We start from the raw sequence: 22386 nt of genomic DNA on the forward strand, positions 1-22386 counted from the left end.
GCATGCACGCAGAACGCCCTAAGTCCGCTCGGGCAGGCAGATCTTAGGCCCGGCGGCGCCACTTGCTGTCTTGGAGGCCCCGTGCCTGCGAAGGCAACGGCATTCGCCGGCTTCGCCGACCTCGATGTGACATCATCAGACGGCAGGTTAATACGTCATCGAAGGCAAAATCGGCCGAGACCTTCCTGGCCTGTCCACAGCTGGCGTCATCCACGACCGCCCTTGCTGGCGACAACGGCTTTTGCTTGCCGAATCCCGTCCCACCTAGCCATAATCCGGAATGGATGAACTCTCTATTCCCACGCTCGGGCTCATACTCCTGACGGCCTCACTTGTCGCCATGATCTCCAGGCGGCTGCGCCTTCCCTACAGCGTCGGGCTGGTAGCTGCCGGCATAGCGCTCGGCTTTGTCCCGGGTGGAACCGAGCTGCCACTCAGCCGGGATCTGATTTTCACGGTGTTTCTGCCGCCGCTGATTTTCCAGGCGGCGCTTGAAATCGAATGGCGTCATTTCCGCGTCAACCTGCCGGTGACTGCTTTGCTTGCCTTTCCGGGAGTGGCGATCGCTGCTGCTGTTGTAGCACTCGGGATGCATTGGCTGCTTGGATGGAGCTGGACTGGCGCAAGCCTCTTCGGCGTGCTGATCGCGGCTACGGATCCGGTTTCGGTGTTGGCTGCCTTCAAGGAGATGAAGGTGCAGCCGCGGCTTGGGCTTCTGGTCGAATCCGAAAGCCTGCTCAACGATGGCGCGGCGGCCGTCGGTTTCGCCATCCTGGTCGCGGTGGCATCAGGCGCAAGCGCCACGCCCGTGGCCATCGCCTCTTCCTTCGTTTGGATTGTCGCCGGCGGCATCGCGATCGGCGCAGCCGTCGCAGCGGTGCTCCTTCTCATCGCGGGGCGGACGGAGGACCATCTGGTGGAAATTACGCTAACGACGATCGCGGCCTATGGGTCGTTTCTAATCGCCGAGAAATTCGGCATGTCAGGCGTTCTTGCGACGCTCACCTCCGGCCTTCTGGTTGGTAATGTGGGCTGGAAAGGTGCCATATCGGCCAACGCGCGAAGCCACGTGCTGGCATTCTGGGGCTATGCCGCCTTCCTCGCCAACTCGATCGTGTTCATCCTGATTGGCGGCCATGAGGCGCACCAGCCGCTCGGGATCTTTGCGGGTAGCTCGGCGGTCGCCGTAGCACTCGTACTGCTCGGCCGGGTACTGGCCATCTATCCGCTCTGTGCCCTCCTCAAGCCGACTTCGCTGAAGGTGGATCTCAAGTACCAGCATGTCCTGGTTTGGGGCGGCCTGCGCGGCGCGCTCGCGCTTGCCCTGTCGCTTGCGCTGCCACAGGACATAGCTGAGCGTGGGGCTATCATTGTCACGGCGTTTGCCGCGGTGGCGTTCTCGATCTTCGTTCAAGGCCTGACAATGCCATGGTTCATCAAGAAGCTGGGACTTACGGCCGAGTAAGCTGCGTGAGGGCGCGCCGGCTGCCGTGACAGGGGACTTAATGCTTTGGCAGCCGCCACTGCACGGGGGCATGCAGGGCGGGCGGCTGTCCCTCCCGTGGCGGAGAGGATGAGCCTGAATTCCTTTTTCAATCAAGAACGGCTTGCCCGCTGAAGATAGTGACAAGGCACCCGAGCAAAGCAGCGGTCCAGGAAGTGCGACTTGCTAGGATCAGCGACCGAGAGGCCTGCGAGAAAGCTCAATCAATTCTGCTTCGTTGACGATGCCGGTTTGATCGTAGGCGATGACGCAGCAAGCCCTCTGCTCCCGCTTGTCAGCCGTTTCCGGCAAGTCCTTCTGCCGGTCGAAGACTCCGCCAACGAGCGCCAACTCTATCGGGGTAATTATGCAACTCCAAAGAGGCATCATGGACTCCGGAGTGCCTCTCCCCTCGCCTCATCATAGCTGCTTTGCCTTGTTGCGCCGAACTATTGCATGTGCGACACGAACACGTGCGAAACGCGCAGGATCTCACGTGGCGAAAGCGCCGACAGATCGCCGAGGTCAAACAGGATTGCCCTACCGCCGAAGCGGAAATCAAGAAGCAGTCCCGGGTCTGAAAACGGCTCATTCGCTAAGCGCGGCTGGACGAGAAGAGTCATGATAGGGAAGGCAAGAGTTGCATCCTCCAAAATTCGGGACGCGTGCGGTTCGTTCCGTCGGCCCGTCCAAACAGGCTTGGGGTGGGCATCAGGTCTACACAGGTCGAAGATGTCGCCGGGGATCTCGGCGTCGCGAAGAGCTAGTCCAGGAACGCTTTCCCCGTTGCTGGGTTATCCAGAATACTGTTGCGCAAATGAGACATCAAATATCAACAGTCGCTGATAAGTAGGAGACGGGAGTTCGATTGGGGTTTTTCGATGAGCTTACGTTCCATCCTGATTGCTGGCCTATTGTCGCTGATTGCCGGTTCAGCTTTGGCGGCCGATGTGGTGACGAGCGAGCCTGCTGCAAGCGTCAATTGGTCTGGAGCTTACATCGGCGCCGTGGCCGGATATGGGTGGAACAAGGACAAATACCATTTTGTTGGCTCGTCGGTCGATTTCGATGTCAACGGCTTCGTCGGCGGCCTGACGGGGGGCTACAACTGGCAGAAGGGTCAGTTTGTTTTCGGTCTCGAAGGTGACGTCTCCTACGCCAATATTGACGGGAGCGTTCTAAAGGTTCCCTTTGTGCCCCCATGTGGCATCGAGGGTTGTACGGCAAAAGTCGACTGGTTCGGCACCGGCCGTGCGCGCGTCGGCTATGTTTTCGATAGTTTCCTGCCCTATGCCACCGGCGGCTTCGCAGTCGGCCATGTCAAGGGATCCGCCGATCTCGGCGCATGCGGCTTTACCCCGACTTGCAGCTACAGTGACACAAGGTGGGGTTGGACCGCTGGCGCCGGCGTCGAATGGGCCATGAACCAGAAGCTTTCCCTAAAGACCGAATATCTGCACGTGGACCTGGGCCAGCCAAACTTCGACTCGCTCGGCAACCCCTCGACCGACGCCGTCAAGTTCGACACGGTCCGTGTCGGCCTCAATTATCATTTCTAGTCCGAGCTAGCATATGCGGCGGGCCTCATGGGCTCCATAGCCGGCGTCACCCGCCGGCCATGTTTCTTCAGGCTCGGCAATCATGACCCTGGTGCGACGGGCCATACCCTTACTGCGATGGCCTATTCCGGCCGCCGGCGGTCTATCCGTCAAACTGCTTCCCCGAAAGCCAGCAGTGCAGCAGATCTTTCCCGCCTGCGCGTGACAGGTTAAGCCGGGCTTGACGTATTGCATCGCCCGCCGTTTCATGCCTTTCGGCGTCAAGCCCTAAACTCCAGAGAGCGACGTATCGATCAGGCTAGGCTCCTAGCCTGTTTCGAGATTCCGATCTCTTTCATAAGCGCGCGCAATTCCGTCGGTGGCTCAAGACAGAAAGTTCGAACGATTTCGGGGAACCTCAGTCGAGGGCCAACTATAGAACCGTCTGTCGACCGCTTTGGGACCGATAGCTGCCCGGCCGGTTTCGGCCTCGTCTAGCAGAGACCCGGCAACCCAGCCTCGATGGCGCCGAGGGCAGTCGCTGAACAAAGTGAAGCCGGTTCAGAGCCGCTGAGCGATATGATTGCTGCTCATTCTTCTCATGCATCCTATCAATTTGATCAATTGCGTGCCTTGCTTCAACATTCAGCGGCTAATCAAACAGGGGGAACACAATGCCTTCGCGCGCCGCCGGTCGGTGGATGGCAGGATTGTTGCGAGGTTCTCGCTCGTCCTCGAATGGTTGCAAAATGCGATCTCGGGAATAAACAGCGTCGTCGCTTGGCAAGGGAAGGCGCCATTTGCAATGAGAGGAACGCCTGTGACCGTGAAGGAAGAAGGCCGTCAGCAGATTGACCCAAACACGCTGACCGTGGTGCCCCTGAGGCATCCCTGGCGGCTGACAGCCGTTGTGCTTGTCGTCGTCGGCGTACTTCTCATAGTACGATCAGCTATCTTCAACCCGAACTTCCAATGGCCAGTAGTTGCCACCTACCTGTTCAATCCGTTGATCATGAATGGGCTGGGACAGACGATCTCGCTGACTTTCATCGTCATGGTCTTGGCAATTGTCGGCGGGACGATCGCCGCTCTGATGATGCTTTCGCCGAGCAAGCTGCTTTCCATTCCCGCAATGGCATTTGTCTGGCTTTTCAGGGGTACTCCGGCGCTTGTCCAGCTCATTCTCTGGTACAACCTGTCGCTAGTCATCAAGAACTTCAGCCTTTGGATACCGGGCTACGGCACGGTTTTCTCCGTTTCCACAAACGATGTGATGACGCCCATGGTCGCTGCGGTTGTCGCCCTGTCTCTTCACGAAAGCGGATACATGGCTGAGATTGTGCGTGGCGGGTTGAAATCCGTAAACCGCGGCCAAGGCGAAGCCGCGGCCTGCCTCGGCATGAGCCCCGGTCTCTCGCTCCGTCGTATCATATTGCCGCAAGCGATGCGGATGATAATCCCGCCGACGGGAAACGAGACGATCAATCTCCTCAAGACGACATCTCTGGTGAGTATCATCGCTGTGGGCGATCTACTGTACTCGGCACAGTCGATCTACGCCCGCACATTCGAGACGATGCCGCTCCTGCTAGTGGTGACATTCTGGTACCTGGCCGTCGTCTCCGTGATGTCTGTCGCGCAATACTACCTTGAGCGCTACTACTCGCGAGATGAGACCAGGCACCAAGGGGGCGCGCTCGCTTTGGTTTGGAAAAATGTCTTCCGCTTTCGCAAAAATGAGGTGGTGGCATGAACACGGTCGCTACACATCATAGCCGCTTTGGCGTCGCGCCTACGACCATGGTTTATGCTGCGGGCATACGCAAATCGTACGGAAACCTGCAAGTGCTTAAGGGTGTGGATCTGACCGTACCAGTTGGTTCGGTCGCCTGCATCATCGGACCCTCGGGATCGGGCAAAAGCACATTTCTTCGCTGCATAAACCATCTCGAGGAAATCAACGGAGGGCTTCTTCTCGTCGACGGAGATTTTGTCGGCTACCGCCTCGAAGACAACAAGCTGCATGAACTGCCTCCGTCTGCTATCTGCAAGCGACGGGCCGAAATCGGAATGGTGTTCCAGCAGTTCAATCTTTTTCCGCACTTGACAGTCCTCGAGAATCTCATCGAGGCGCCCATCAGGGTCAGGAAGGAGCCAGCTGCGAAGGCTACAGCCAAGGCGATGGCACTCCTCGATCGGGTCGGTCTGGCCGACAAGCGCCATGCGTTTCCCAAACAGCTATCGGGCGGTCAGCAGCAACGCGTGGCGATCGCCCGCGCGCTTGCGATGAGCCCCAAGGTCCTTCTGTTCGATGAACCGACGTCGGCGCTCGACCCCGAGCTTGTCGGGGAAGTTCTGGAAGTCATGAAGGATCTCGCCAAGGAAGGCATAACCATGATCGTGGTCACGCACGAGATCGGTTTCGCACGCGAGGTGGCCGATCAGCTTATATTCATGGACGGAGGCATCGTCGTAGAATCCGGCGATCCGAGGAAAATGATAGCAAGTCCCAAGTCGCCGCGCACGAAAGAATTCCTTGCTCGCGTTCTTTGAAGGGGCAACTGCCCGGTCGTTTTGAGCATCTGGAATGATGCCGTCTGCAACGCTGCCAGAGATGGCAACGAAACGAGGGAATATTGCTATGATTACTGGCTTTGAAGCGCGCGCCTCCCGGCTAGGTATCGAGTTTCCCGCAGCACCTAAGGTTGTTGCCAACTACGTTCCCACCTATCGCGCAGGAAACCTGCTTTTCGTTTCCGGACAACTTTGTATGGGATCTGATGGCAAGCTATTGGCTTCGGTTGGTCGGCGTTGACGTGTCGATCGAAGATGCGACCCTGGCCGCAAGGGGGTCGGCTATCAACGTTCTCTCGCAAATTCGCGCTGCCTTGGGCTCGCTCAACGGGATCAAGCAAATCGTTCGACTGGGCGGGTTTATTGCCTCCCCCGCTGATTTCAACCGACCATGCAAAGATCATGAACGGCGCTTCTGATCTCATGGTCGAAATCTTCGGCGAGCACGGTCGCCATACGCGCAGCACCGTCGGCGTTGCCTCACTGCCTATGCGGGCCGCTGTGGAGGTCGAGGCAGTCGCCGAGGTCTTTTGACGCGCTTCGTCAATTGCAAAGGATAGTCCAACCGCTCATAGATTTGTTCTTTTCGTATCTTTTGGCTGTCAGATACGCTCGTAATCAGGTTTCGGAACCATATGTGTCCCGGATCGAACGAAACGTTGCGCTCGAAGATGAGCGATATAGTCACCTCGGGCAGGTTGATTGGTGGCGGAACGATCCTGATCTCGCTCTCCTCGGGCAGAGCAAGGAGGACGCCATCGCCAAACACCGCAACGAGGTGCGTTCCCTTTATGACCCAGGGCGCCACCAGATAGTGCGGGATGGTAGCGACTACCTTGCGGGTGAGGCCCATGCCACGCAGAACTGTGTCAGCCACTCCGGCCGCTGTGCCGTCGGCGGAGATCTGCAGGTGGGGTGAGGTCAGATATCGTTCGGGAGTGAAGTCGTCGAGAAGCCTGTTGCCTTTCCATCCACCGCAGACCATCCTGTCTCGCGACAGTTCGACCACCTCATATTGATCGCCTTCAACCTTGGCATTGCCCAGAACGGCGCACTCCACCTCCCGGGTTCGCAAAGACTCCAAAACATCCGGTTCCCTTGCGTGGACGACATTGAGAGTGGCGTACGGTGCAAGCGCAGAAAAGCTCTCGATGAGGGTCGGCAGGAAGGTGACAGCCGTGTAGTCGGATAGTCCAATGCGGAAATTCCTGTTTGTCTGCGCGGGCTCGAAATTGAGGTGGCGGTCAACCACAAGCCGGATATCGGCCAGCGCGCGGGATATCACGTCAGCGAGTTCCCTTGCCCGTGGGGTCGGCTCCATCAGGCCGGCGTCCAATGAGAAGAGCACGTCATTGAAAATCCCCCTGAGGCGACCGAGGGAGTGACTGACGGCGGATTGGGTTCGCCCCAGGCGCATTGCGGAGCGCGTGACGCTGCGTTCCTGCATCAGGACATCGAACGTCTTTAGGAGGTTCAGGTCGATGTGATTGAGGGAAAACTCCGGCATGGTGGGTTCTTCTCAGCCGATGGACAATCAGCTCCGCGAATATCTGAGCTAAATGCCATGAATGCGATCAATGGGTAAGTCGGATTCTTACATGAACCGCACTCATAGCTTTGATGCATGATATCCATTCGATTCAGCCTTAATTGTGTGATCTTCTGGCCCGAGCCACAACAAATCCTGATGGGGAGCAATATGAAGAGGGTGTTTCTGACGGCCGCGTTCGCGGCACTGGCCGTGTATCCGGCATTGTCCGCCGAACTGCGGCTTACGGGCGATGTCAAGAACTCCGGAACTTTGTCGATCGCCAGTGGCCTCGACTATGCGCCATTCGAATATACGGATGAAAAGGGTGAGCCCGCCGGCCTGGATGTCGAGCTCGCGAACGCGGCCGCGAAGCTGATGGGGGTCAAGCTCGACTTGAAGCGAATTCCGTTCGCTTCCCAGATTCCGGCCCTCACGGCTGGCCGCATCAAGGTCGCCTGGGCCACGTTTACGGTTAAGGAAGACCGTTTGAAGCAGGTAGATTTCGTCACGTTTCTGAAATCGGGAACCGTGGCTGCAGCTTTGCCCGAGAATGTGTCGAAGTTCCAGGGCCAAGACAGCCTGTGCGGAGCCAAAGTGGCTGTTCAAACCGGCTCGGCTGCCGACTTCACGGCCGACAAGCTGAGTGGTGAATGCACGAAAGCTGGAAAGCCTGCGATCGACAAAGCGATCTATCCTGAACAGAAGGACACCATCCAAGCCGTACTGACCGGTCGCGCGGATGTGCGGCTCGATGATGCGACCGCCGCCGGCTACTATGAGAAGACAAGCGGTGGCAAGCTGGTTATCGCGCCCGGTGTCTATGATATTCTTCCGCTGGGGGTGGCCGTTCCGAAGGGAGACGTTGCGACCGCCGAAATGATGCGTGCGGCTCTGCAGGCGCTGATCGACAACGGGACCTACAAACCCATTCTGGAAAAGTACGGCATGTCCCTGGCAGCGGTAGAGAAGTCGCGGATCATCACGTCAGTTGATCAGATCGCCGAATAGAACCTGGTGGCGGGTCGCGACAGCGCAACCGCCTACGCCCGTCTGCCACCCGCGCCTCGGCATCCACGGCGCGCCGCCCCGATCTAAAGAAGTCACAGAAGTCGGATAACGGCGGCGCCGTTGCTGGACCTGCCGCACGAGGATACGCATGAGCGCGCAAGCGGAACACAATGGCTTTCGGACCGATCCCCGGCCAACCCTGGGTAAGGACGAGATCGCCGCCATCCGTGCCCAGTATCCGGTCGTCGACAAGTGCGTTTTCTGGGACTGCGCCGCCGTTTCGCCAATTTCACGCAGGGTGAGTGAAGCCATGGCGAGGCAAACAGGGCTACACTGTGTCGACATCAAAGATGCCGTCAACGCGGCTATCCCCGTTCAACAGATGGGCCGCGAGCTTGCGGCGAAGCTGGTGGGCTCGACACCGGACCGAGTCGCCTACATCCAGAACACTTCCCACGGGATGTCGTTGGTTGCGCTTGGCCTTGACTGGCTGGAGGGCGACAATGTCATAGTGGCGGAGCTTGAGTTTCCTTCGAACTACCTCATCTGGGAATCCCTCGCGGCAAAAGGCGTCGAAGTACGCAAGCTGAAGGCTCGAAATGGCGCCCTTCTGGCCGACGACCTTCGAGCGCTGACAGACTCACGAACGCGAGTGGTAGCGGTCAGCCAAGTTCAGTTTTACAGCGGGTTTCGCGTGGATCTGGCCGCGTTCGCCGAAGTTTGTTCCCACCACGACGCCCTGCTGGTGGTTGACGGGACGCAGTCGGTCGGGATGCTCGATCTCCACATGGCCAAGGACGGAGTGGATGTCGTAGTTGTCAGCGCGCATAAGTGGATGCTTGGCCCCTTGGGCATAGGATTCGTGGCGTTCTCGGGACGGGCATTCGAGCGTGTCCGTCCCAGCGTGGTGGGATGGCTGAGCGTCAATGAACCTTTCGCGTTCCACCGCAAGCTGGATTTTCTCCCAGACGCGCGAAGGTTCGAACCAGGAACAGAGAACGCCGCAGGCATCTTCGGCTTGACCGAGCGGCTTGAGGAAATCCAAGCGGTCGGCGTGAGTCGGATAGAGGATTATGTTCTCTCCCTGGGTGAGCAACTTCGCCAAGAGGTCAAGCGGATAGGTTTGGAGGTCGTGAGCGATTGGCCGCGAGCGTCGCTGTCTGGGATCGTGTTGCTGCGCAGTCGCAAAGTCCAGACCGATGTCCTGTTCGACCGACTCTGTCTGGCAAGGGTGAGATGCAGCGTCAGGAATGGGGCAATCCGCTTCTCGCCTCACTATTTCAGCGACACAACCGAGGTTGCTCAAGTTCTCGACGTTCTGCGTTCGGCTTGAATCCGCAACACGACGGTTCCTTTGTCCGCTTTCGATCGACGCTTCCGACTGAATGAATGACCGAAATGAGGCGCAAAGCTGCCTTTCCAGAACGCAAAAAACCGTCCCAGTTAGACCGGGACGGTTATTGATTTATGACAAAATTGGTGCGGGGACAGGATTTCAAGCTGCGAACCATCCCATAGCTTGCAAAGGGGTCGAGTTGGCAGACGATTGCAATGACAGCACTCCGTCGGCGGTATCCGTATTCCCTGACGAGCGGACGCGATTGATGCATCCAATCAACCATTCCCATCAGATCGGGCAGAACGAGTATCGCGCCAAACACTGCCTCCGATCTCTTTCATATGCGCTTTTAATTCGACTGAGGATGAGAGACAGAAAGTTCGAAATGCTTCCAAGAACCCCAATCGGCGGCCAATTGTAGAGCCGCCTGTCCACTCCTTCCCCGGGAGCTTTCATACGCCTGCCGGTGCCCGAAACTCTCACGAAAGCGGAATGGCGGCTTTTTGAAAAGGTCGCCTTTCCGCGCCGTTCCAGCCAGGCGGCTTTGGGTTCAGAAATACACAATGGGGCGGAGCGGTTCGGTCTGCGACATCAGGCAGCCTGGCGCCCGCGCAGCGCGTGCATGACGCTTTGCTCGAAAGCGCCGGGCGCCCTGCCCGCTTCGGCCAGTTGGGCCTCATCCCAGCTCCGGCCCAGACTTCCATCGGCCATCAACATTGCGCGATTGCAGAGTGCGGGCACCGCCTCCACCACGTGGGTCGAGACGACGACGGCGTGACGGCCGCTAGCACCGAGCGCGGCGATGACGCGCTTCACCTCCCAGGCCGCTACCGGATCTAGGCCGTTCAGCGTCTCATCGAAGATCAGAAGCGGCGGCTGGCCGAGGAGTGCTGCGACGATCGCGGCCTTGGCTCGCGTGCCAAGCGAATATTCAGCGATCGGACGCTCGATCCAGCGCCCGAGGCCCAGCCGCTCCAGGAGGTCGGTGCCCGGCAGATCGTTTGGCGCGCAGCCGCGGATCGAGGCGACGAGCTCGATATACTGGCGCCCCGAAAGCGGCGCCGGCAATTCGTGCGGCTCGATGGCGAGGCCGAAGCCGGCCTTGGCGCGTTCCGGCGCGGCGGCCAGGTCGACGCCGCCGATCATCACGCTCCCGCCGAGCAACGGGATCTGGCCGGTGATCGCCCTGATGAGCGTCGACTTGCCCGAACCGTTGGCGCCGAGCAGGCCGAGTATATCGCCCCGGCGGAGGGAAAGATCGATGCCGCACACCACGGTGCGCCCGCGATAGCCGGCGCTGAGCCGGTTGACGGCGAGGACTTCAGCCATTGCGATACCTCTGTCGGGTTCGGTGCCACAGGAAGAACACCAGCGCAGCCAGGCCGATCAGCACGGTGCGGCCATATTCGAGCGTCTCGTAGCTGGCATAGGCGAGCGCGCCGGCGAAGCTCAGCATGGCGACGAAGGGCGCGTCGAGGAAATAGGCGCCGAACACCGCGTAGGCGCCGTTCAGCACCAGGAGCCAAAGGCCGCTCGCGACCGGCACGGCCCACGCCGACGGCTCGGCGGCGAGCGCCGCGCCCGCCGGCAGCAGGAAGAAGGCGAGCGACAATTGGAACGGAAGCCGCACCAGCCGCAGCCACACACGGCTGAAGCCGATGGGCGCCGTGCGCAGTACCGGCGAGCCGAGCGGCTGGCAGCGCAGGCTGAGCATGAAGACGAGAATGCCACCCGCCAGGCCCGCGACCGCAGCCGGCCCGGCCGTGCGGCCGGCAAGGCTTGCCCAAGCGCCAAGGATGGCCGCGACCGCGAGCAGCAGGCCGGCCGCGGCGAGCTTCCATGATGGCCGCAAAAGGCCGCCCGGCAGTTTCCAGGCCCAGCTCGAAAGCCAGCGCGGGCGCGCCCGGTCGAGACGGCGCAGCCAGGGCCTTCCAACCGGCGCCGCCTCACTTGCAGCCTCATCGATGAGAAGGTGTGGCCGCCGCAGCCGCCAAAGGGCGGCCGTGCCGAAGGCCAAGGCAAACAGGATCGCCGCGCCCAGGCTCCAAGCCGCCGGCAACGGCTTTCCAATGACGGCGCAAGCGACGGCGACCGACGTGGCGATCGTCAGCGTGAGTGGAAGACCAAGCGCGAAGGCTCCCGCCGCCGCCATGCGACGACGCTCCGCGGCAGCGAGCGGCAGCGCCTTGAGGAAGGGAGCAAAGGCGCGGGAGAGGCAAAGCCGCGACATTGCATTGCCGGCCAGGCATCCCAGCGCGCCGAAAGTGATTGGCAGCCCAAGCATCCATAGAAGCTGGTCGTGCCGCAGTTTCGGGGCCGCGGCATGCAGAGCAATGACGATATCGGCGATCGCATAGGCCAGCAGCCCACCGCCGCCGAGGCCGATCCAGGCCAGATCGCGGCGTCGCATCGCCCGCAGGCCGGCGACCAGCTCGCGCCGGAGCAGTATCAGGACAAGCCCATCGTGCCGCATTGGTTCGTCATCATGGTTCCGACACGAGAATAGGTCACGGCAATTGTGCCGCGAGTGGGGCGATGGCTCACCCTCCTCCGGCCGGCTTTGCGTTGACGTTCTTCATCGAGGCAAGCAGGCAGTCCTGCTGCCTATAGGTTGGTCGTGGCGGGGCGCACCGTCCCCATCGCCTGCCTGACCGCCGCCTCGTCGAAAGGCCGCTCCTTCTCGGCCGCAGCCAGGTCGGCGCGCGCCGCGCGCAGTTGCCGCAGCGCTTCGAACGTGCGGCCGCGGTTGTCGCGCATGACCGCATGGAACTTCTTGCGCACCTCAGGCGAATAGGCGCCCGCGACTTCCGCCAGCAGCCCGCGCGCAACGGCCGCTTGGCGCAGGCGATGCGTGGCATAGCCGATGAAGAAGAAGTTGAGGGCAAGCGACAGCGCGAGCACAAAACGACGGACCGCGGCTTTTGTTTCAGAAACACGGACCATCTTCGCACCGGAACCGGGGACGCGCCTTTGATTTTGTCACTTCGATTCCTGGTCCGTGGACGTATCTGCCAACGTTCCCGAAAACAGCGCAGGGCCGCGCGTCTTCAGCAGCGACAGGGACGTGTAATCAAGGATCGACAATCCGCCATCGACCACAAGCGTCTGACCGGTGATGAAGGATGCTTCCTCACTTGCAAGGAACGCGACCGCCGCAGCAATTTCGCCAGGTGTTCCCATGCGGTTGAACACACCCGGCGGGACTTCCCATTCGCCCGAGGCGTTGGTGCTCGACGCAGGCTCCTTTTCATCGAGCTCAGTGGCGATCCAGCCGGGGCTGACACAATTTGCCCGGATGCCGAATGGCGCACCTTCGATCGCCAGCGAGCGTGTTAGCGCCTCCACTCCCGCCTTCGCAACCCCCGTACAATCCCCAGTTTCCGTGCAGTGTGGCCGTCGACGAGATGTTTACGATCGACCCGCCGCCGCAGTCGCGCATCACCGGAAGCGCGTAGGACGAGACGAAGTAGGTCGAATCGAGATTGGGACCGCGCAACTTCGACCAGCGCTGGCCCGGGGATTCATTGGCCTCGATTCCTGATCGGCGGGAGCCGACCCCGGCATTGTTGACGAGGACGTCCAGGCTGCCCCATTGGGCAACCTTGTCCACCAATTCCGCCGCAGCAGCTTCGCTTGCCAGATCACATTGAAAGAAAGTAGCTCTTCCCCCCGCAAAGGCTATCTCCGCTTCCACTTCCGAGCCCTTGGCATCGTCCCGACCGACCAGAGCAAGTCTGGCCCCTTCCTTGGCGAAATACCGCGCTATTCCACGTCCGATTCCGGAATTGCCCCCAGTGACGATTACGACCTTGTCTTCAAAACGCATCTCACCCGCTCTCCAAATGGGATCATCACTCCGCCCTGTCTTGTAACGCAGAATTCCGGACGCTCTAAGGCTTGTTCAAAGTCATTGGACATGATCAAACGGCGACGAGAGTGACGGCGCAGCACGCACAGGACAAGTTCGTCATGCCGAGGTGATCGAAGCCATCACGCAAGGCAATTCGAAGAAAGCGCCCGCTGCGATTCAGGCTGATATTCGGGAAGCTGTGGACCGATCCGGGATGCCATTTCGGCGAATTCGGCTGACCTAGTTGAGGCCCGCGCTTATCTGCACGCCCACCAAATTGCCTCTCGAATCGAAAGAGATGCAGTGAGAGGCGCTGGCCCGACCTGGCGGCATTACCAAAGCGTCATCAAGGCGCACGAGAAGCGATCGATGAAGAACAGCTTCGGTGCGTGCCAGGGGAGTTAGTTCTCACGCCTTACAAGGACCTGAAGGATTACCGATTGCTCCGACGGCTGGTCGAAGCATTCGCAGTGGCTCGTTGCGCAGGATGGTCCAAGGCACAGAGACAGCGGGAAATTGAAGCGGGCACACTGTAAATTTTCTCGCCAATGGAACTTCCCGACCCACCGCTGGTTCGCCTGCGTAGGGACGACCGAGGCCCATTCCGATCTGTGCATTCTGCAGGCAGAGCGCCTCGCCAACAGGAGACGGCCATGAAACATCAGACACTTGAAGAATTACATGAGGTCGCGGAAGTCGAAGTATCCTTTCCGGCTATGACGCGAGGGCAGCGTTTGGAACATTGGGCCATGCTGCTCGAGCGAAATCCCGAACGGTGCCTCGCCGCCTTCCCCGGGACGGAGTACATGACCCTGGACGTGCGTGACAAGGCGCGATCCCTGGACTCTGCGCTCAGCGTCGCGTTCGCTGATCCGATATTGCGCGCGCAAGGATTGAAGAACGATACCTATGGCGAAGCGAAACGCTTCTTCGAGCTTACGGATTGGCAGTTGCACGCTGTCGTCTGCCATTGCCATGTCGGCGGGACCATGAAAGCCGGATGGGCTGCCGTTCAAGTTCGGTCTGCCATCGGCATGGAAGGGAAGCTTTTCAGCAGACTACGTGAAGCGATTGCTCATTGGCCGGTATTTCGCATTTTGACCCATGCGAGGGAGTAACGTCGCCTCGGAAAGCTGAAAAGACAGCGAGCTAAAAGTCCAAGCAGATGCATTTGGGCCTAACATCGCAAACTATGAGAATACGGGCGAGCGTCGCCCGTATTCTTTTTGCATCCGGTGGCCGCGATCACTCTCCTCAAAGGTAAACTGACCAACGGTGTCCGCCGAGGTCCGGCACTAGATGCGATCAGTCGGCCTGATTTTCAGCAATTCCTGATTTTCACCAACCTATGTGAAGTTCATAAGAAAGCTCGAGGGGCCTAACCACCTCTTCACCATAATGACAACGGCTTCGGAACCTTCATGATCGCAGCGAACTTCTCGACTTCATCATGAATTCGAATGAAGGGGCCCCTGCATGAAAGTCACCGCAGCAGGCATCGACCGCATCAAGATCGGCAATGCGGACGCAAGCGGCCAAGGCGCGCATTTCGTCGTCTGGCTTTATCTTCAGGTTGACGAAGGCGGCACACAGACCGGCCAGGAACTGGTGGTATCGGTGCCATATGATGCGCGGATGACATTCGATGAACTCGCCACCCAGGCTTTCGAGAAGGCGCACGCCATGCTTCGCGCCTGCTGTGAGGTCGATGAGACCATGTGGTGGAAGCAGTTCAACCGCAGCCTGGCGCCGCTGCCCGAATGGACGCCCGGCGCCCAATAGTTGGTCGGCGGCGAGCCAGGCGTGGGGACTGACTGGACGCCGAACCCTAGCAATGCGGATGGGGATCCACTTCGCATCGTCTGGTTCAGGCGCATGACGACCTCCAGCATGTCACCCAGAATGTCCGCGTTTGGGCAGAAGCTAAGTTTGTCTCAATGGCCGAGATGAAGGCGCAAAGCTCCCGTTCACTTCAGAATCGTATGCCTGGGCCTGCAGGCAACGCGTGGCCAGGCGGCGCCGGAACGGTCTCACGAATGACGCGTCGCGCGCGCAGCAATTGGCGATAGCCGCGCTCGACCATGTTCAGGCCGTCGCGCACCAAGCGATGGGTCTGATATCGAAAAGCCGAGTCGTGCCAGTCGGCGGCGCTGACCAGTCGCCGACCGAACAAGGCGGTTGCAACTTCAAAATGGGAGGCCTGCTCTTCCCGGCCATCGAGGCATCGCAGCATGTGGCCGAGGCGCCGGCGCTGGGCCGAGGTCAAACGGGCGTCGGGAAGGTGCTGCCTGTGGATCGAGCGAATGAACCGCTCGATGGCTTGCAGCCGGTCGTGCGCCATGTCGTCGAGCGGGATGATAGCGGCAAGCGCTTCGCCCGGCTTCGTGTCGCCAAAGACCGCCACTTGCATGCCGCCCGGCGACGAACGCATGTGAAGTCCGACCCCATCACGCCGACCCGCGGCCAGGGGGACGCCGGAGACGCTGCTCCCCGTTCGCAGTTCGGGCGGAACCTCGACAACGTTCACGACCGCGGGGTTAATCTGAGGCGCCTAATAGACGGGCTGCTCGACAGCCGACTGGTCAGGCCGGGCAGCGAAACTGCAAACCCCAACGCTTGCGGAGTGCGCGCATCGCCTTAGCCGAGCGGGAGGTTGCGAAGTCCCGCTGATACAGGGGATTGCGTCGCAGGAATTCCCACGCAATCTCATCGGCGGCGGCGCCTTTGACGAATGCATATGCCTGTGGGTCACGCCACTGCGATGTATCCGGCTTCATTCGATCCTTCCCTTCTCAAGGATTTGATAGGGAGATGCGGCGTTAAGCGAAATCCTTGGATTCCGTCATTGACGAATGGACGAGGAGAGAACCCGGGCCCGGCGCTCAGGCCGGTGCGCTAGCAAGGTCTATTGGCTTGCGCCTTGCAGTATATTGAATGTGTTCGTCCAGCTGCGATAGGCCTCGTCATCACCTTGACCCCACGCGCTGAAGGCGCGCCAGGCCGCAAGAGACGAGGCGGGCTGATCGAGCAGCGAGCCGATGTTGGGATGGAGCCAAGATGGTTTGGCCCGTGCGGCGAACGTCGCACGGCAGACGATCGCTGATTTCGAACGCGGGGCGCGGATTCCGATCGCGAACAGTACATTGGCGATTGTGAACGCGCTCGACAAAAGTACTGCCCGATAATGGATTCTGTTGCGAAAGAGCAATTGATCGCGGCTTCACCGCTGAAGCTGGTGCCAGACGCCGAAGCCCGTCCGACCGAAGCCGAACGGGCTTGCTAGCTCTTACTCGCCGTTGCGGCGGTTGGGCGGGACCAGATGAGGCTGTGGCCCTCGCCTTCCTCGTCGGCGAAAAGAGTTGGCGTAGATCGGAGCAGTGAAGCTCGGGTCCAGCTTGACCCCGAGATAGTCACGGCCCTCCTCGTTGGAGCGCTTGGACCAGGCGGCGCCGATCTCGGCCTTGCCGACCACCAAGCGGTGGCTTGGCGCGTTCTGACCGCTGGCTCGCGGATCGGGGACGATGCGCACGCCCTTGGACTGGACGCTGAGGCGATCAGTCTGCGGACGAGGACGTGGGCAAGGAACGTCTTCGAAGGCGTCGAGTAGGGTCAAGCGCCGGGAACTCGCGCTGCCGTACGGCGTTGTCTCGGTTCAGCGAGCGAGCCAGCATTGTCCGCCGTTTTACTTGACTTGAGGGGAAGAAGACATGACCGACGATCACAAGGGGAGCGCCAGAGCAGTAAGCGGCAATGGCCAGATTGAAGATTTGGGAGAAACTCGAGTCTCTACGGGCAGTGAAGGGTTGGATGATATCTTAGGTGGGGGGTTTGACCCCGACCGGATGTATCTTTACGAGGGCCGCCCCGGCACCGGCAAAACCACGATCGCGCTTCAATTTCTACTCGAGGGCGTACGCCTCGGCGAACGCGTCCTCTACATAACGCTGTCTGAAAGCCAACGTGAGCTGGCATTGGTGGCCAAGCGGCACGGTTGGACCCTTGATGGGATCGACATTTTCGAGTTGGTCCCTCCGGAGACATCGCTCGATCCCAGCCGTGAGCTGACAATCCTGCACCCCGCCGAAGTCGAACTCAGCGAAACGACAAACCTGGTATTTGACAAGGTTGCCGCCCTTGATCCTACGCGTGTGGTGTTCGACAGCTTGTCGGAGCTACGTCTGCTCGCTCAGAACTCGCTGAGGTATCGGCGGCAAGTTCTTGCACTCAAACATTTTTTCGCCGCACGTCGCTGCACGGTCGTTCTACTGGACGACCTTTCGTCAGCGGATACGGATCTGCAATTGCACTCGATATGCCACGGGGTGGTCAACCTGGAGCAACTGGCGCTGGACTACGGTGCGGAACGGCGTCGGATTCGAGTCATCAAGATGCGAGGCATCCGGTTCCGTGGCGGGTATCACGATTTTACGATTGCAAAGGGCGGGCTCAAAATCTTCCCGCGACTGATAGCTGCTGAGCATCATAGGGAGTTTGTGGTCGAACCCGCATCAACTGGGAACCGCGAACTCGACAAATTGCTCGGAGGTGGGATCGAGCGGGGAACCAACGCTTTGTTGATCGGCTCCGCCGGCGTCGGGAAATCCTCCCTGGCCTTGACCGTTGCCCTGGCTGCGACTCAACGAAGCGAGCACGCCGTGTATTTCGCTTTCGACGAGGGTCGCGGCACGATTGAGGCGCGCGCGCAGACATTGGGCATGCGGCTGGATCAGGCGCTGGCCAATGGAACCATGAGATTGCAGCAGATCGACCCCGCTGAACTTTCTCCAGGCGAATTCGCCGCCGGCGTGCGCGCAAGTGTCGAGCAAGACAAAGCCAAAGTCGTCGTTATCGACAGCCTCAATGGCTATTTGAACGCGATGCCCGACGAACGCTTCTTGATCCTGCAGATGCATGAATTACTGACCTACCTCGGACAGCAGGGCGTAACCACTATCCTCATTCTCGCGCAGCATGGCCTGGTTGGACCGATGGATACTCCTCTGGACATCAGCTATCTGAGCGATGCAGTCCTTATGCTGCGCTATTTTGAGTTCGGTGGTTCGGTTCGGCGCGCGCTTTCGGTCGTCAAGAAACGCAGCGGTAATCACGAGCATACGATCCGGGAATTCCAACTTACGCCAAATGGCATTGCACTTGGCCCGCCGCTTACGCAGTTCTCAGGGATCTTCTCGGGCACACCGATCTATCGCGGCGACGAAGAATTGCCAACGGTGCGCGGTGCCAACTATTAAGCCTGAAATAGAGGCCAGCGCGGTTCTTGTCCTCGCCCCGATCGGCCGAGATGGGCCAGCGGCCGTGGAGATTTTGTCGCGCATCGGGATCGCGGCAGTCGTGTGTGCCGACTATGAAACATTGGTCGAACGGTTGGGCCCGCGATGCCTTGCCGTGATCGCTGCCGAAGAAGGTCTGTATGGACGCGACCTGGAAGACTTGATCCGCTGGTCAAAGAATCAGCCGGTCTGGTCTGACCTTCCTTTCATTATTCTCACAAGTCATCTGCCACAAAAAAGAATAACGGCTTGGCGAGCCGAGCTTGTTTCGTCGCTCGGAAACGTCACGCTGCTGGAACGGCCGGTGGAGTCGATCACGCTTACGAGTTCGACGCGGGCAGCGCTGCGCGCCCGCCAGCGCCAATACGAGCTCAGAGGATTGCTGAGCGACCTGGAGCACGGAAACGAGCGCTTCCGCCTGATCGTCGAGAACGCCAGAGACTATGCGATCATTCTCAGTGACCCCGACGATCTCATCATCGACTGGTTGCCCGGCGCCGCCGCCATTTTCGGCTGGAGCGCGGAGGAAATGCTTGGAAAGCCCACCTCCTCGATCTTCACCCCTGAAGATCAGGCAAACGGTGTCCCCGAACAAGAACTCAGCCGGGCGCGCTCCGAGGGTGTCGCTCCAAATATCCGATGGCACACAACAAAGGATGGAGGTCGGGTTTTCCTTGACGGCCAGACCGTGGCACTTCGCAACGATGACGGAACAATTCGCGGCTTCATGAAGATTGGCAAGGACGTAACCGAACGCAAGCGCAACGAAGAGCGCCAGGCTGTCCTTGCGGCTGAGTTACAGCATCGGGTTCGCAACGTTCTGGCAATGGTCGCTTCGCTCGTAAAAAGAGGCGATGCGGCGGGCACGACCCGGGAGTTTCGTGAACGGCTGAGCGGCCGGATTGCCGCCATGGCGCGCACGCAGACTCTGCTTACACGCGGAGCCGGAGAAGGTGTCGAATTGGAGGATATCGTGCGTGACGAACTCCTGGCGCAAGCCGCCGATCCGTCCCGGGTTTCAGTCGCAGGGGCTCGAATCACCCTTATGCCAAAGGCAGCTGAAGTTCTGACCTTGGCAATTCACGAATTGACCACAAACGCTGCCAAGTATGGCGCCATTGGGGCTCCGCAGGGCAAAGTCAACGTCCATTGGGCGCGCAAGCAGCGGGAAGGTCGGGATTGGCTGGAGTTGGAGTGGCAGGAGAGCGGCGTTGCAATTTCGTCGTCGGGAGCGGTGCGTAAAGGATTCGGCACCGAGTTGATCACCCGACGCGTACCATTCGAGCTAAAGGGTGTTGGCGAGATGCAGCTTACCGATGCCGGCCTTCTGTGCCGCATTTCCTTTCCTCTGCAGCCAAGCGAAAGCGTACTGCAGACCGACGTGCCGGCGGAGCGCGGTGACGAGAACGGGACAATGTCATGAGTTTCCATCTGCGCGGCCGAGCAGTGTTGGTCGTCGAGGACGACTTCTACCTTGCCGACGACACCCAACAGATGCTCAAGGACGCCGGCGCCGAGGTCCTGGGTCCTTTCAGCGCAGCCGAGGAGGCTCTTTCGCTGCTACATCATCAACATGCAGACTGTGCCGTGGTGGACGTTAACCTCGGCGCCGGGCCCAGCTTTGTGCTAGCCTCCGCTCTCCGGGCACGGGGAATACCTTTTGTATTTGTCACCGGCTACGACGCCGACATCATTCCGGCTGAGTTCACGGGCGTGCCGTGCCTGCAAAAGCCGGTAGATCCCACCAAACTGCTTGTTGCCCTTGAATCTCTGGAACGCAACTAGCGTTCGGGCTCTCCCTACAGCCTTGATCGAAAATGGCCGCGTAGGCGGGAGCCAAACTGGATTATTGCCTGCTTGGCTTCTCTGAACTGCCAAGCTAATTTGGCGAACGATTTTTGAACAGCTCTTGTCCTGGCACCCAGTTGCTGGACGGGGCTTTTTATGAGCCGCGAATCGTGCTGCCGCTGGTCGGAGTGCGCTCCGCAGGAATATCCCTTCGTCAGCCGGCGAAGCGCGGCTCCGGCACGCCGCGCACGCCGACATCGAGCGCCAGCAACGAGCCGGCCATCGGCTGAGCCCGCAGATCGGCCTCGCTGGAATCCCAAATGGCGGAAGTCACATAGAGCGTCGCAAGGTCCGGGCCGCCGAACATGCAGCTCGATGGACGTTGCACCGGCAGTTCGACGACCCAGTCTATCGAGCCGTCCGGCGCATAACGTATCAGGCGCCAGCCGTCCCATTGCGCGTTCCACAGATAGCCATGTTCGTCGATCGTCGAGCCGTCAGGCGTTCCGGGCTGATCGGCGGTCGAAGCGAAGAGCCGGCGATTGGCGATCATGCCGGCGTCGTGATCGTAGTCGTAGGCGTAGATCGCGTTATCCGGCGTATCGGCGAAATAGAAAATGCTGTGTCGAGGCTCCAGACCAACGAATTGGAGATGCAAATTCCACCCGCCAGGCGCGTCACCTGCAAGTCGGGATCGAGCCGATAAAGCGACGCGCTGTGGTCCTTGAGATTGTCGTCCATCGTGCCGGCCCAGAACCGGCCCTTGCGGTCGCATTTGCCGTCGTTGAAGCGGTTGGTGGGGATGTGCGCTTCGGGCCTGGCGATCCAATCGATCTTTTCGGTAGCCGGATCGAAGAAAGCCAGTCCGCTTTCGAAGGCACAGACCAGCCCGCCTCTTTCGCGCAGCGCGTAAGAGCCAATGCGCTCGGGGAGGTGCCACTCGCGAATCTGACCGGTGGCGTGGTCGAAGCGGCGCAGCCGCTTGCTCTCTATGTCGACCCAATAGAGCGCCTGCTCGGCCACATCCCAGACCGGAACCTCTCCAAGTCTGTCGCGCGAGCGGAAGACTTCCGTGACGCTGCTCACCCCGCATCCTCTGTCGCACCACACAAAAATGCCATGGAAATCTCGGCCCCCTGCCCCGGCGCTAAAACCGTCAGGCCACCCAGTTCCGGCAGGTTGTGGCCGTTGGCCGAGTGGCTCATCGGCTCCAAGCAGAAGAAGTCCCCGCGGTAAGTTGGATCGAATTGTGTGTCGGAGACGAAAAGGAAATAGCGCGAAAGCGCCGGCGCGGTTTCGATGCTGAGCCGCATGCCTTGTTCAGGCCAGACGATAGACGCCGTGCCGTCCCAACCCTCAAAACCGTTGTTGATCCATTGCCGTGGCAGCGCTTTGGCTTGGCTGAAATCCAGGTTCTCGGGAATGGCGATGCGGGCGTCCGGGAGCCAGCCGGCCTTCTCCGTCCAATAAGCGACGGCCGGCGCTTGGAGGGTTGTTGCCGGCGTCAGCGGGAAAAAGGGATGCCAGCCGAGCCCGAACGGCATCGGCCGCTCGCCGAGATTCGTCACGCCAAGGGTCGCCCAGAAGCTCACCCCTTCGCATTTGAAGCGTTGCGTGGCGCGATAGCGATAAGGTTCTCCCAGAAATTCGAACGACAGCGATGCCTCGGCGTCGCAGCGATCCTCGACGGTCCAGTCGCCAAGCCAGCCATCGCCGTGCAGGTAGTGCTTGTCCCAGGCTGTGTTGGGCTTCAGACAATACTCGGTCCGATCGAAAAGGAAGCGATTGCCTTCGACCCTGTTGCCGAACGGGACGAGCGGAAAACAACCGGCCTTCAGCGGATCGCGGACCGAACCTTCGGGCGGCGGGCGCAGCAGCGGCCGCCAGCCATCCCCACGCTTGGCGTCAAGTCGCCAGACCAACCCGCCTTGCGTTGAGAGCACGCAGCGAAGTCGGTCGCCGGCGATCTCGATATCGGCCATCG

22 protein-coding genes and 2 pseudogenes are annotated in these 22386 nt (G+C 60.0%); 13 read left to right on the forward strand and 11 right to left on the reverse strand.

What is annotated here, in order from left to right; genetic code table 11:
- Positions 1 to 280: 280 nt before the first annotated feature.
- From FJW06_RS23070 to FJW06_RS23095, 5 genes and pseudogenes are all read left to right on the forward strand, one after another.
- Positions 281 to 1465 carry a cation:proton antiporter gene (locus tag FJW06_RS23070; protein ID WP_140754818.1) on the forward strand — a complete coding sequence of 395 codons (1185 nt, stop codon included), beginning with the start codon at positions 281 to 283 and terminating at the stop codon, positions 1463 to 1465.
- Positions 1466 to 2364: 899 nt separating this feature from the next.
- Positions 2365 to 3042, forward strand: coding sequence for an outer membrane protein (locus FJW06_RS23080; protein ID WP_140754820.1), 678 nt, complete (start codon positions 2365 to 2367; stop codon positions 3040 to 3042).
- 784 nt (positions 3043 to 3826) lie between these two features.
- Complete coding sequence (locus FJW06_RS23085; RefSeq protein ID WP_140754907.1) at positions 3827 to 4774, forward strand: amino acid ABC transporter permease; 948 nt, start codon at positions 3827 to 3829, stop codon at positions 4772 to 4774.
- Complete coding sequence (locus FJW06_RS23090) at positions 4771 to 5574, forward strand: amino acid ABC transporter ATP-binding protein (RefSeq protein WP_281404896.1); 804 nt, start codon at positions 4771 to 4773, stop codon at positions 5572 to 5574. The genes FJW06_RS23085 and FJW06_RS23090 overlap by 4 nt, the downstream gene beginning before the upstream one ends.
- Before the next feature lie 88 nt (positions 5575 to 5662).
- Positions 5663 to 6129, forward strand: a pseudogene (locus FJW06_RS23095) (RidA family protein).
- Here the strand turns inward: FJW06_RS23095 and FJW06_RS23100 are convergent.
- Entirely contained in the window at positions 6083 to 7102 is a 1020-nt protein-coding gene (locus FJW06_RS23100) for a LysR family transcriptional regulator (protein ID WP_140754822.1), read from the reverse strand. The pseudogene FJW06_RS23095 and the gene FJW06_RS23100 sit on opposite strands and share 47 nt — an antisense overlap.
- Positions 7103 to 7294: 192 nt before the next feature.
- Here FJW06_RS23100 and FJW06_RS23105 point away from each other — a divergent pair, with 192 nt between their 5' ends.
- Together FJW06_RS23105 and FJW06_RS23110 are read left to right on the forward strand one after the other, a co-directional pair.
- Positions 7295 to 8134: an ABC transporter substrate-binding protein gene (locus FJW06_RS23105; RefSeq protein WP_140754824.1), complete on the forward strand. Its 840-nt coding sequence runs from the start codon at positions 7295 to 7297 to the stop codon at positions 8132 to 8134.
- A 148-nt stretch (positions 8135 to 8282) separates the two neighbouring features.
- Positions 8283 to 9467, forward strand: a complete 1185-nt coding sequence (locus tag FJW06_RS23110) for an aminotransferase class V-fold PLP-dependent enzyme (protein WP_140754826.1) — start codon at positions 8283 to 8285, stop codon at positions 9465 to 9467.
- A gap of 597 nt (positions 9468 to 10064) precedes the next feature.
- Here the strand turns inward: FJW06_RS23110 and FJW06_RS23115 are convergent.
- The 4 genes from FJW06_RS23115 to FJW06_RS30870 form a co-directional block, all read right to left on the reverse strand.
- Positions 10065 to 10802: an ABC transporter ATP-binding protein gene (locus FJW06_RS23115; RefSeq protein ID WP_140754828.1), complete on the reverse strand. Its 738-nt coding sequence runs from the start codon at positions 10800 to 10802 to the stop codon at positions 10065 to 10067.
- Entirely contained in the window at positions 10795 to 11946 is a 1152-nt protein-coding gene (locus FJW06_RS23120) for a hypothetical protein (RefSeq protein WP_140754831.1), read from the reverse strand. The genes FJW06_RS23115 and FJW06_RS23120 overlap by 8 nt, the downstream gene beginning before the upstream one ends.
- A gap of 131 nt (positions 11947 to 12077) precedes the next feature.
- Positions 12078 to 12416: a periplasmic heavy metal sensor gene (locus FJW06_RS23125; RefSeq protein ID WP_246674796.1), complete on the reverse strand. Its 339-nt coding sequence runs from the start codon at positions 12414 to 12416 to the stop codon at positions 12078 to 12080.
- Positions 12417 to 12452: 36 nt separating this feature from the next.
- On the reverse strand, positions 12453 to 12818 hold the full coding sequence (locus FJW06_RS30870; RefSeq protein WP_210238989.1) for an SDR family oxidoreductase: 366 nt from the start codon (positions 12816 to 12818) through the stop codon (positions 12453 to 12455).
- Between the two features lie 1158 nt (positions 12819 to 13976).
- Between FJW06_RS30870 and FJW06_RS23135 the strand changes: the two genes are divergently transcribed.
- Positions 13977 to 14441: a hypothetical protein gene (locus tag FJW06_RS23135; RefSeq protein ID WP_140754833.1), complete on the forward strand. Its 465-nt coding sequence runs from the start codon at positions 13977 to 13979 to the stop codon at positions 14439 to 14441.
- Between the two features lie 358 nt (positions 14442 to 14799).
- Positions 14800 to 15105 (forward strand): hypothetical protein, encoded by a 306-nt coding sequence (locus tag FJW06_RS23140; RefSeq protein WP_140754835.1) that lies wholly within the window; start codon positions 14800 to 14802, stop codon positions 15103 to 15105.
- 190 nt (positions 15106 to 15295) lie between these two features.
- Here the strand turns inward: FJW06_RS23140 and FJW06_RS23145 are convergent, their stop codons facing one another.
- Both FJW06_RS23145 and FJW06_RS30705 read right to left on the reverse strand, forming a co-directional pair.
- On the reverse strand, positions 15296 to 15754 hold the full coding sequence (locus FJW06_RS23145; protein WP_246674797.1) for a DUF2285 domain-containing protein: 459 nt from the start codon (positions 15752 to 15754) through the stop codon (positions 15296 to 15298).
- Positions 15755 to 15905: 151 nt separating this feature from the next.
- Positions 15906 to 16100: a DUF6499 domain-containing protein gene (locus tag FJW06_RS30705; RefSeq protein ID WP_140754839.1), complete on the reverse strand. Its 195-nt coding sequence runs from the start codon at positions 16098 to 16100 to the stop codon at positions 15906 to 15908.
- 261 nt (positions 16101 to 16361) lie between these two features.
- Between FJW06_RS30705 and FJW06_RS23155 the strand changes: the two genes are divergently transcribed.
- On the forward strand, positions 16362 to 16508 hold the full coding sequence (locus tag FJW06_RS23155; RefSeq protein WP_140754911.1) for a helix-turn-helix transcriptional regulator: 147 nt from the start codon (positions 16362 to 16364) through the stop codon (positions 16506 to 16508).
- 94 nt (positions 16509 to 16602) lie between these two features.
- Here the strand turns inward: FJW06_RS23155 and FJW06_RS23160 are convergent.
- A pseudogene (locus tag FJW06_RS23160) lies at positions 16603 to 16873 on the reverse strand (DUF736 family protein); the annotation flags it as partial.
- Positions 16874 to 17030: 157 nt separating this feature from the next.
- Here FJW06_RS23160 and FJW06_RS23165 point away from each other — a divergent pair.
- From FJW06_RS23165 to FJW06_RS23175, 3 genes are all read left to right on the forward strand, one after another.
- Complete coding sequence (locus FJW06_RS23165) at positions 17031 to 18575, forward strand: ATPase domain-containing protein (protein ID WP_140754841.1); 1545 nt, start codon at positions 17031 to 17033, stop codon at positions 18573 to 18575.
- 64 nt (positions 18576 to 18639) lie between these two features.
- A complete protein-coding gene (locus FJW06_RS23170) occupies positions 18640 to 20037 on the forward strand; it encodes a PAS domain S-box protein (RefSeq protein WP_181178514.1) in 1398 nt (465 codons plus the stop codon).
- Positions 20034 to 20399: a response regulator gene (locus tag FJW06_RS23175; protein WP_140754845.1), complete on the forward strand. Its 366-nt coding sequence runs from the start codon at positions 20034 to 20036 to the stop codon at positions 20397 to 20399. The genes FJW06_RS23170 and FJW06_RS23175 overlap by 4 nt, the downstream gene beginning before the upstream one ends.
- 217 nt (positions 20400 to 20616) lie before the next feature.
- On the opposite strand, the gene FJW06_RS30710 is transcribed toward FJW06_RS23175, so the two are convergent.
- From FJW06_RS30710 to FJW06_RS23185, 3 genes are read right to left on the reverse strand one after another with little or no spacing between them, the layout of a single operon-like run.
- A complete protein-coding gene (locus FJW06_RS30710; RefSeq protein ID WP_181178516.1) occupies positions 20617 to 21060 on the reverse strand; it encodes an SMP-30/gluconolactonase/LRE family protein in 444 nt (147 codons plus the stop codon).
- The gene (locus tag FJW06_RS30715; protein WP_181178517.1) at positions 20952 to 21488 is read right to left on the reverse strand and encodes an SMP-30/gluconolactonase/LRE family protein; all 537 of its coding nucleotides are present in this window, start codon (positions 21486 to 21488) and stop codon (positions 20952 to 20954) included. The genes FJW06_RS30710 and FJW06_RS30715 overlap by 109 nt, the downstream gene beginning before the upstream one ends.
- Positions 21485 to 22384: an aldose 1-epimerase gene (locus FJW06_RS23185; RefSeq protein ID WP_140754849.1), complete on the reverse strand. Its 900-nt coding sequence runs from the start codon at positions 22382 to 22384 to the stop codon at positions 21485 to 21487. Before FJW06_RS23185 ends, FJW06_RS30715 begins: the two co-directional genes overlap by 4 nt.
- Positions 22385 to 22386 lie beyond the last annotated feature (2 nt).

Source organism: Mesorhizobium sp. B4-1-3, assembly GCF_006439355.1.
Lineage (GTDB): Bacteria > Pseudomonadota > Alphaproteobacteria > Rhizobiales > Rhizobiaceae > Mesorhizobium.

Coding starts and splice junctions, on each gene's coding strand:
- FJW06_RS23070 (WP_140754818.1), top strand. CDS start 281: ATGGATGAACTCTCTATTCCCACGCTCGGGCTCATACTCCTGACGGCC.
- FJW06_RS23080 (WP_140754820.1), top strand. CDS start 2,365: ATGAGCTTACGTTCCATCCTGATTGCTGGCCTATTGTCGCTGATTGCC.
- FJW06_RS23085 (WP_140754907.1), top strand. CDS start 3,827: ATGAGAGGAACGCCTGTGACCGTGAAGGAAGAAGGCCGTCAGCAGATT.
- FJW06_RS23090 (WP_281404896.1), top strand. CDS start 4,771: ATGAACACGGTCGCTACACATCATAGCCGCTTTGGCGTCGCGCCTACG.
- FJW06_RS23100 (WP_140754822.1), bottom strand. CDS start 7,102: ATGCCGGAGTTTTCCCTCAATCACATCGACCTGAACCTCCTAAAGACG.
- FJW06_RS23105 (WP_140754824.1), top strand. CDS start 7,295: ATGAAGAGGGTGTTTCTGACGGCCGCGTTCGCGGCACTGGCCGTGTAT.
- FJW06_RS23110 (WP_140754826.1), top strand. CDS start 8,283: ATGAGCGCGCAAGCGGAACACAATGGCTTTCGGACCGATCCCCGGCCA.
- FJW06_RS23115 (WP_140754828.1), bottom strand. CDS start 10,802: ATGGCTGAAGTCCTCGCCGTCAACCGGCTCAGCGCCGGCTATCGCGGG.
- FJW06_RS23120 (WP_140754831.1), bottom strand. CDS start 11,946: ATGCGGCACGATGGGCTTGTCCTGATACTGCTCCGGCGCGAGCTGGTC.
- FJW06_RS23125 (WP_246674796.1), bottom strand. CDS start 12,416: ATGGTCCGTGTTTCTGAAACAAAAGCCGCGGTCCGTCGTTTTGTGCTC.
- FJW06_RS23135 (WP_140754833.1), top strand. CDS start 13,977: ATGAAACATCAGACACTTGAAGAATTACATGAGGTCGCGGAAGTCGAA.
- FJW06_RS23140 (WP_140754835.1), top strand. CDS start 14,800: ATGAAAGTCACCGCAGCAGGCATCGACCGCATCAAGATCGGCAATGCG.
- FJW06_RS23145 (WP_246674797.1), bottom strand. CDS start 15,754: ATGCGTTCGTCGCCGGGCGGCATGCAAGTGGCGGTCTTTGGCGACACG.
- FJW06_RS30705 (WP_140754839.1), bottom strand. CDS start 16,100: ATGAAGCCGGATACATCGCAGTGGCGTGACCCACAGGCATATGCATTC.
- FJW06_RS23155 (WP_140754911.1), top strand. CDS start 16,362: ATGTTGGGATGGAGCCAAGATGGTTTGGCCCGTGCGGCGAACGTCGCA.
- FJW06_RS23165 (WP_140754841.1), top strand. CDS start 17,031: ATGACCGACGATCACAAGGGGAGCGCCAGAGCAGTAAGCGGCAATGGC.
- FJW06_RS23175 (WP_140754845.1), top strand. CDS start 20,034: ATGAGTTTCCATCTGCGCGGCCGAGCAGTGTTGGTCGTCGAGGACGAC.
- FJW06_RS23185 (WP_140754849.1), bottom strand. CDS start 22,384: ATGGCCGATATCGAGATCGCCGGCGACCGACTTCGCTGCGTGCTCTCA.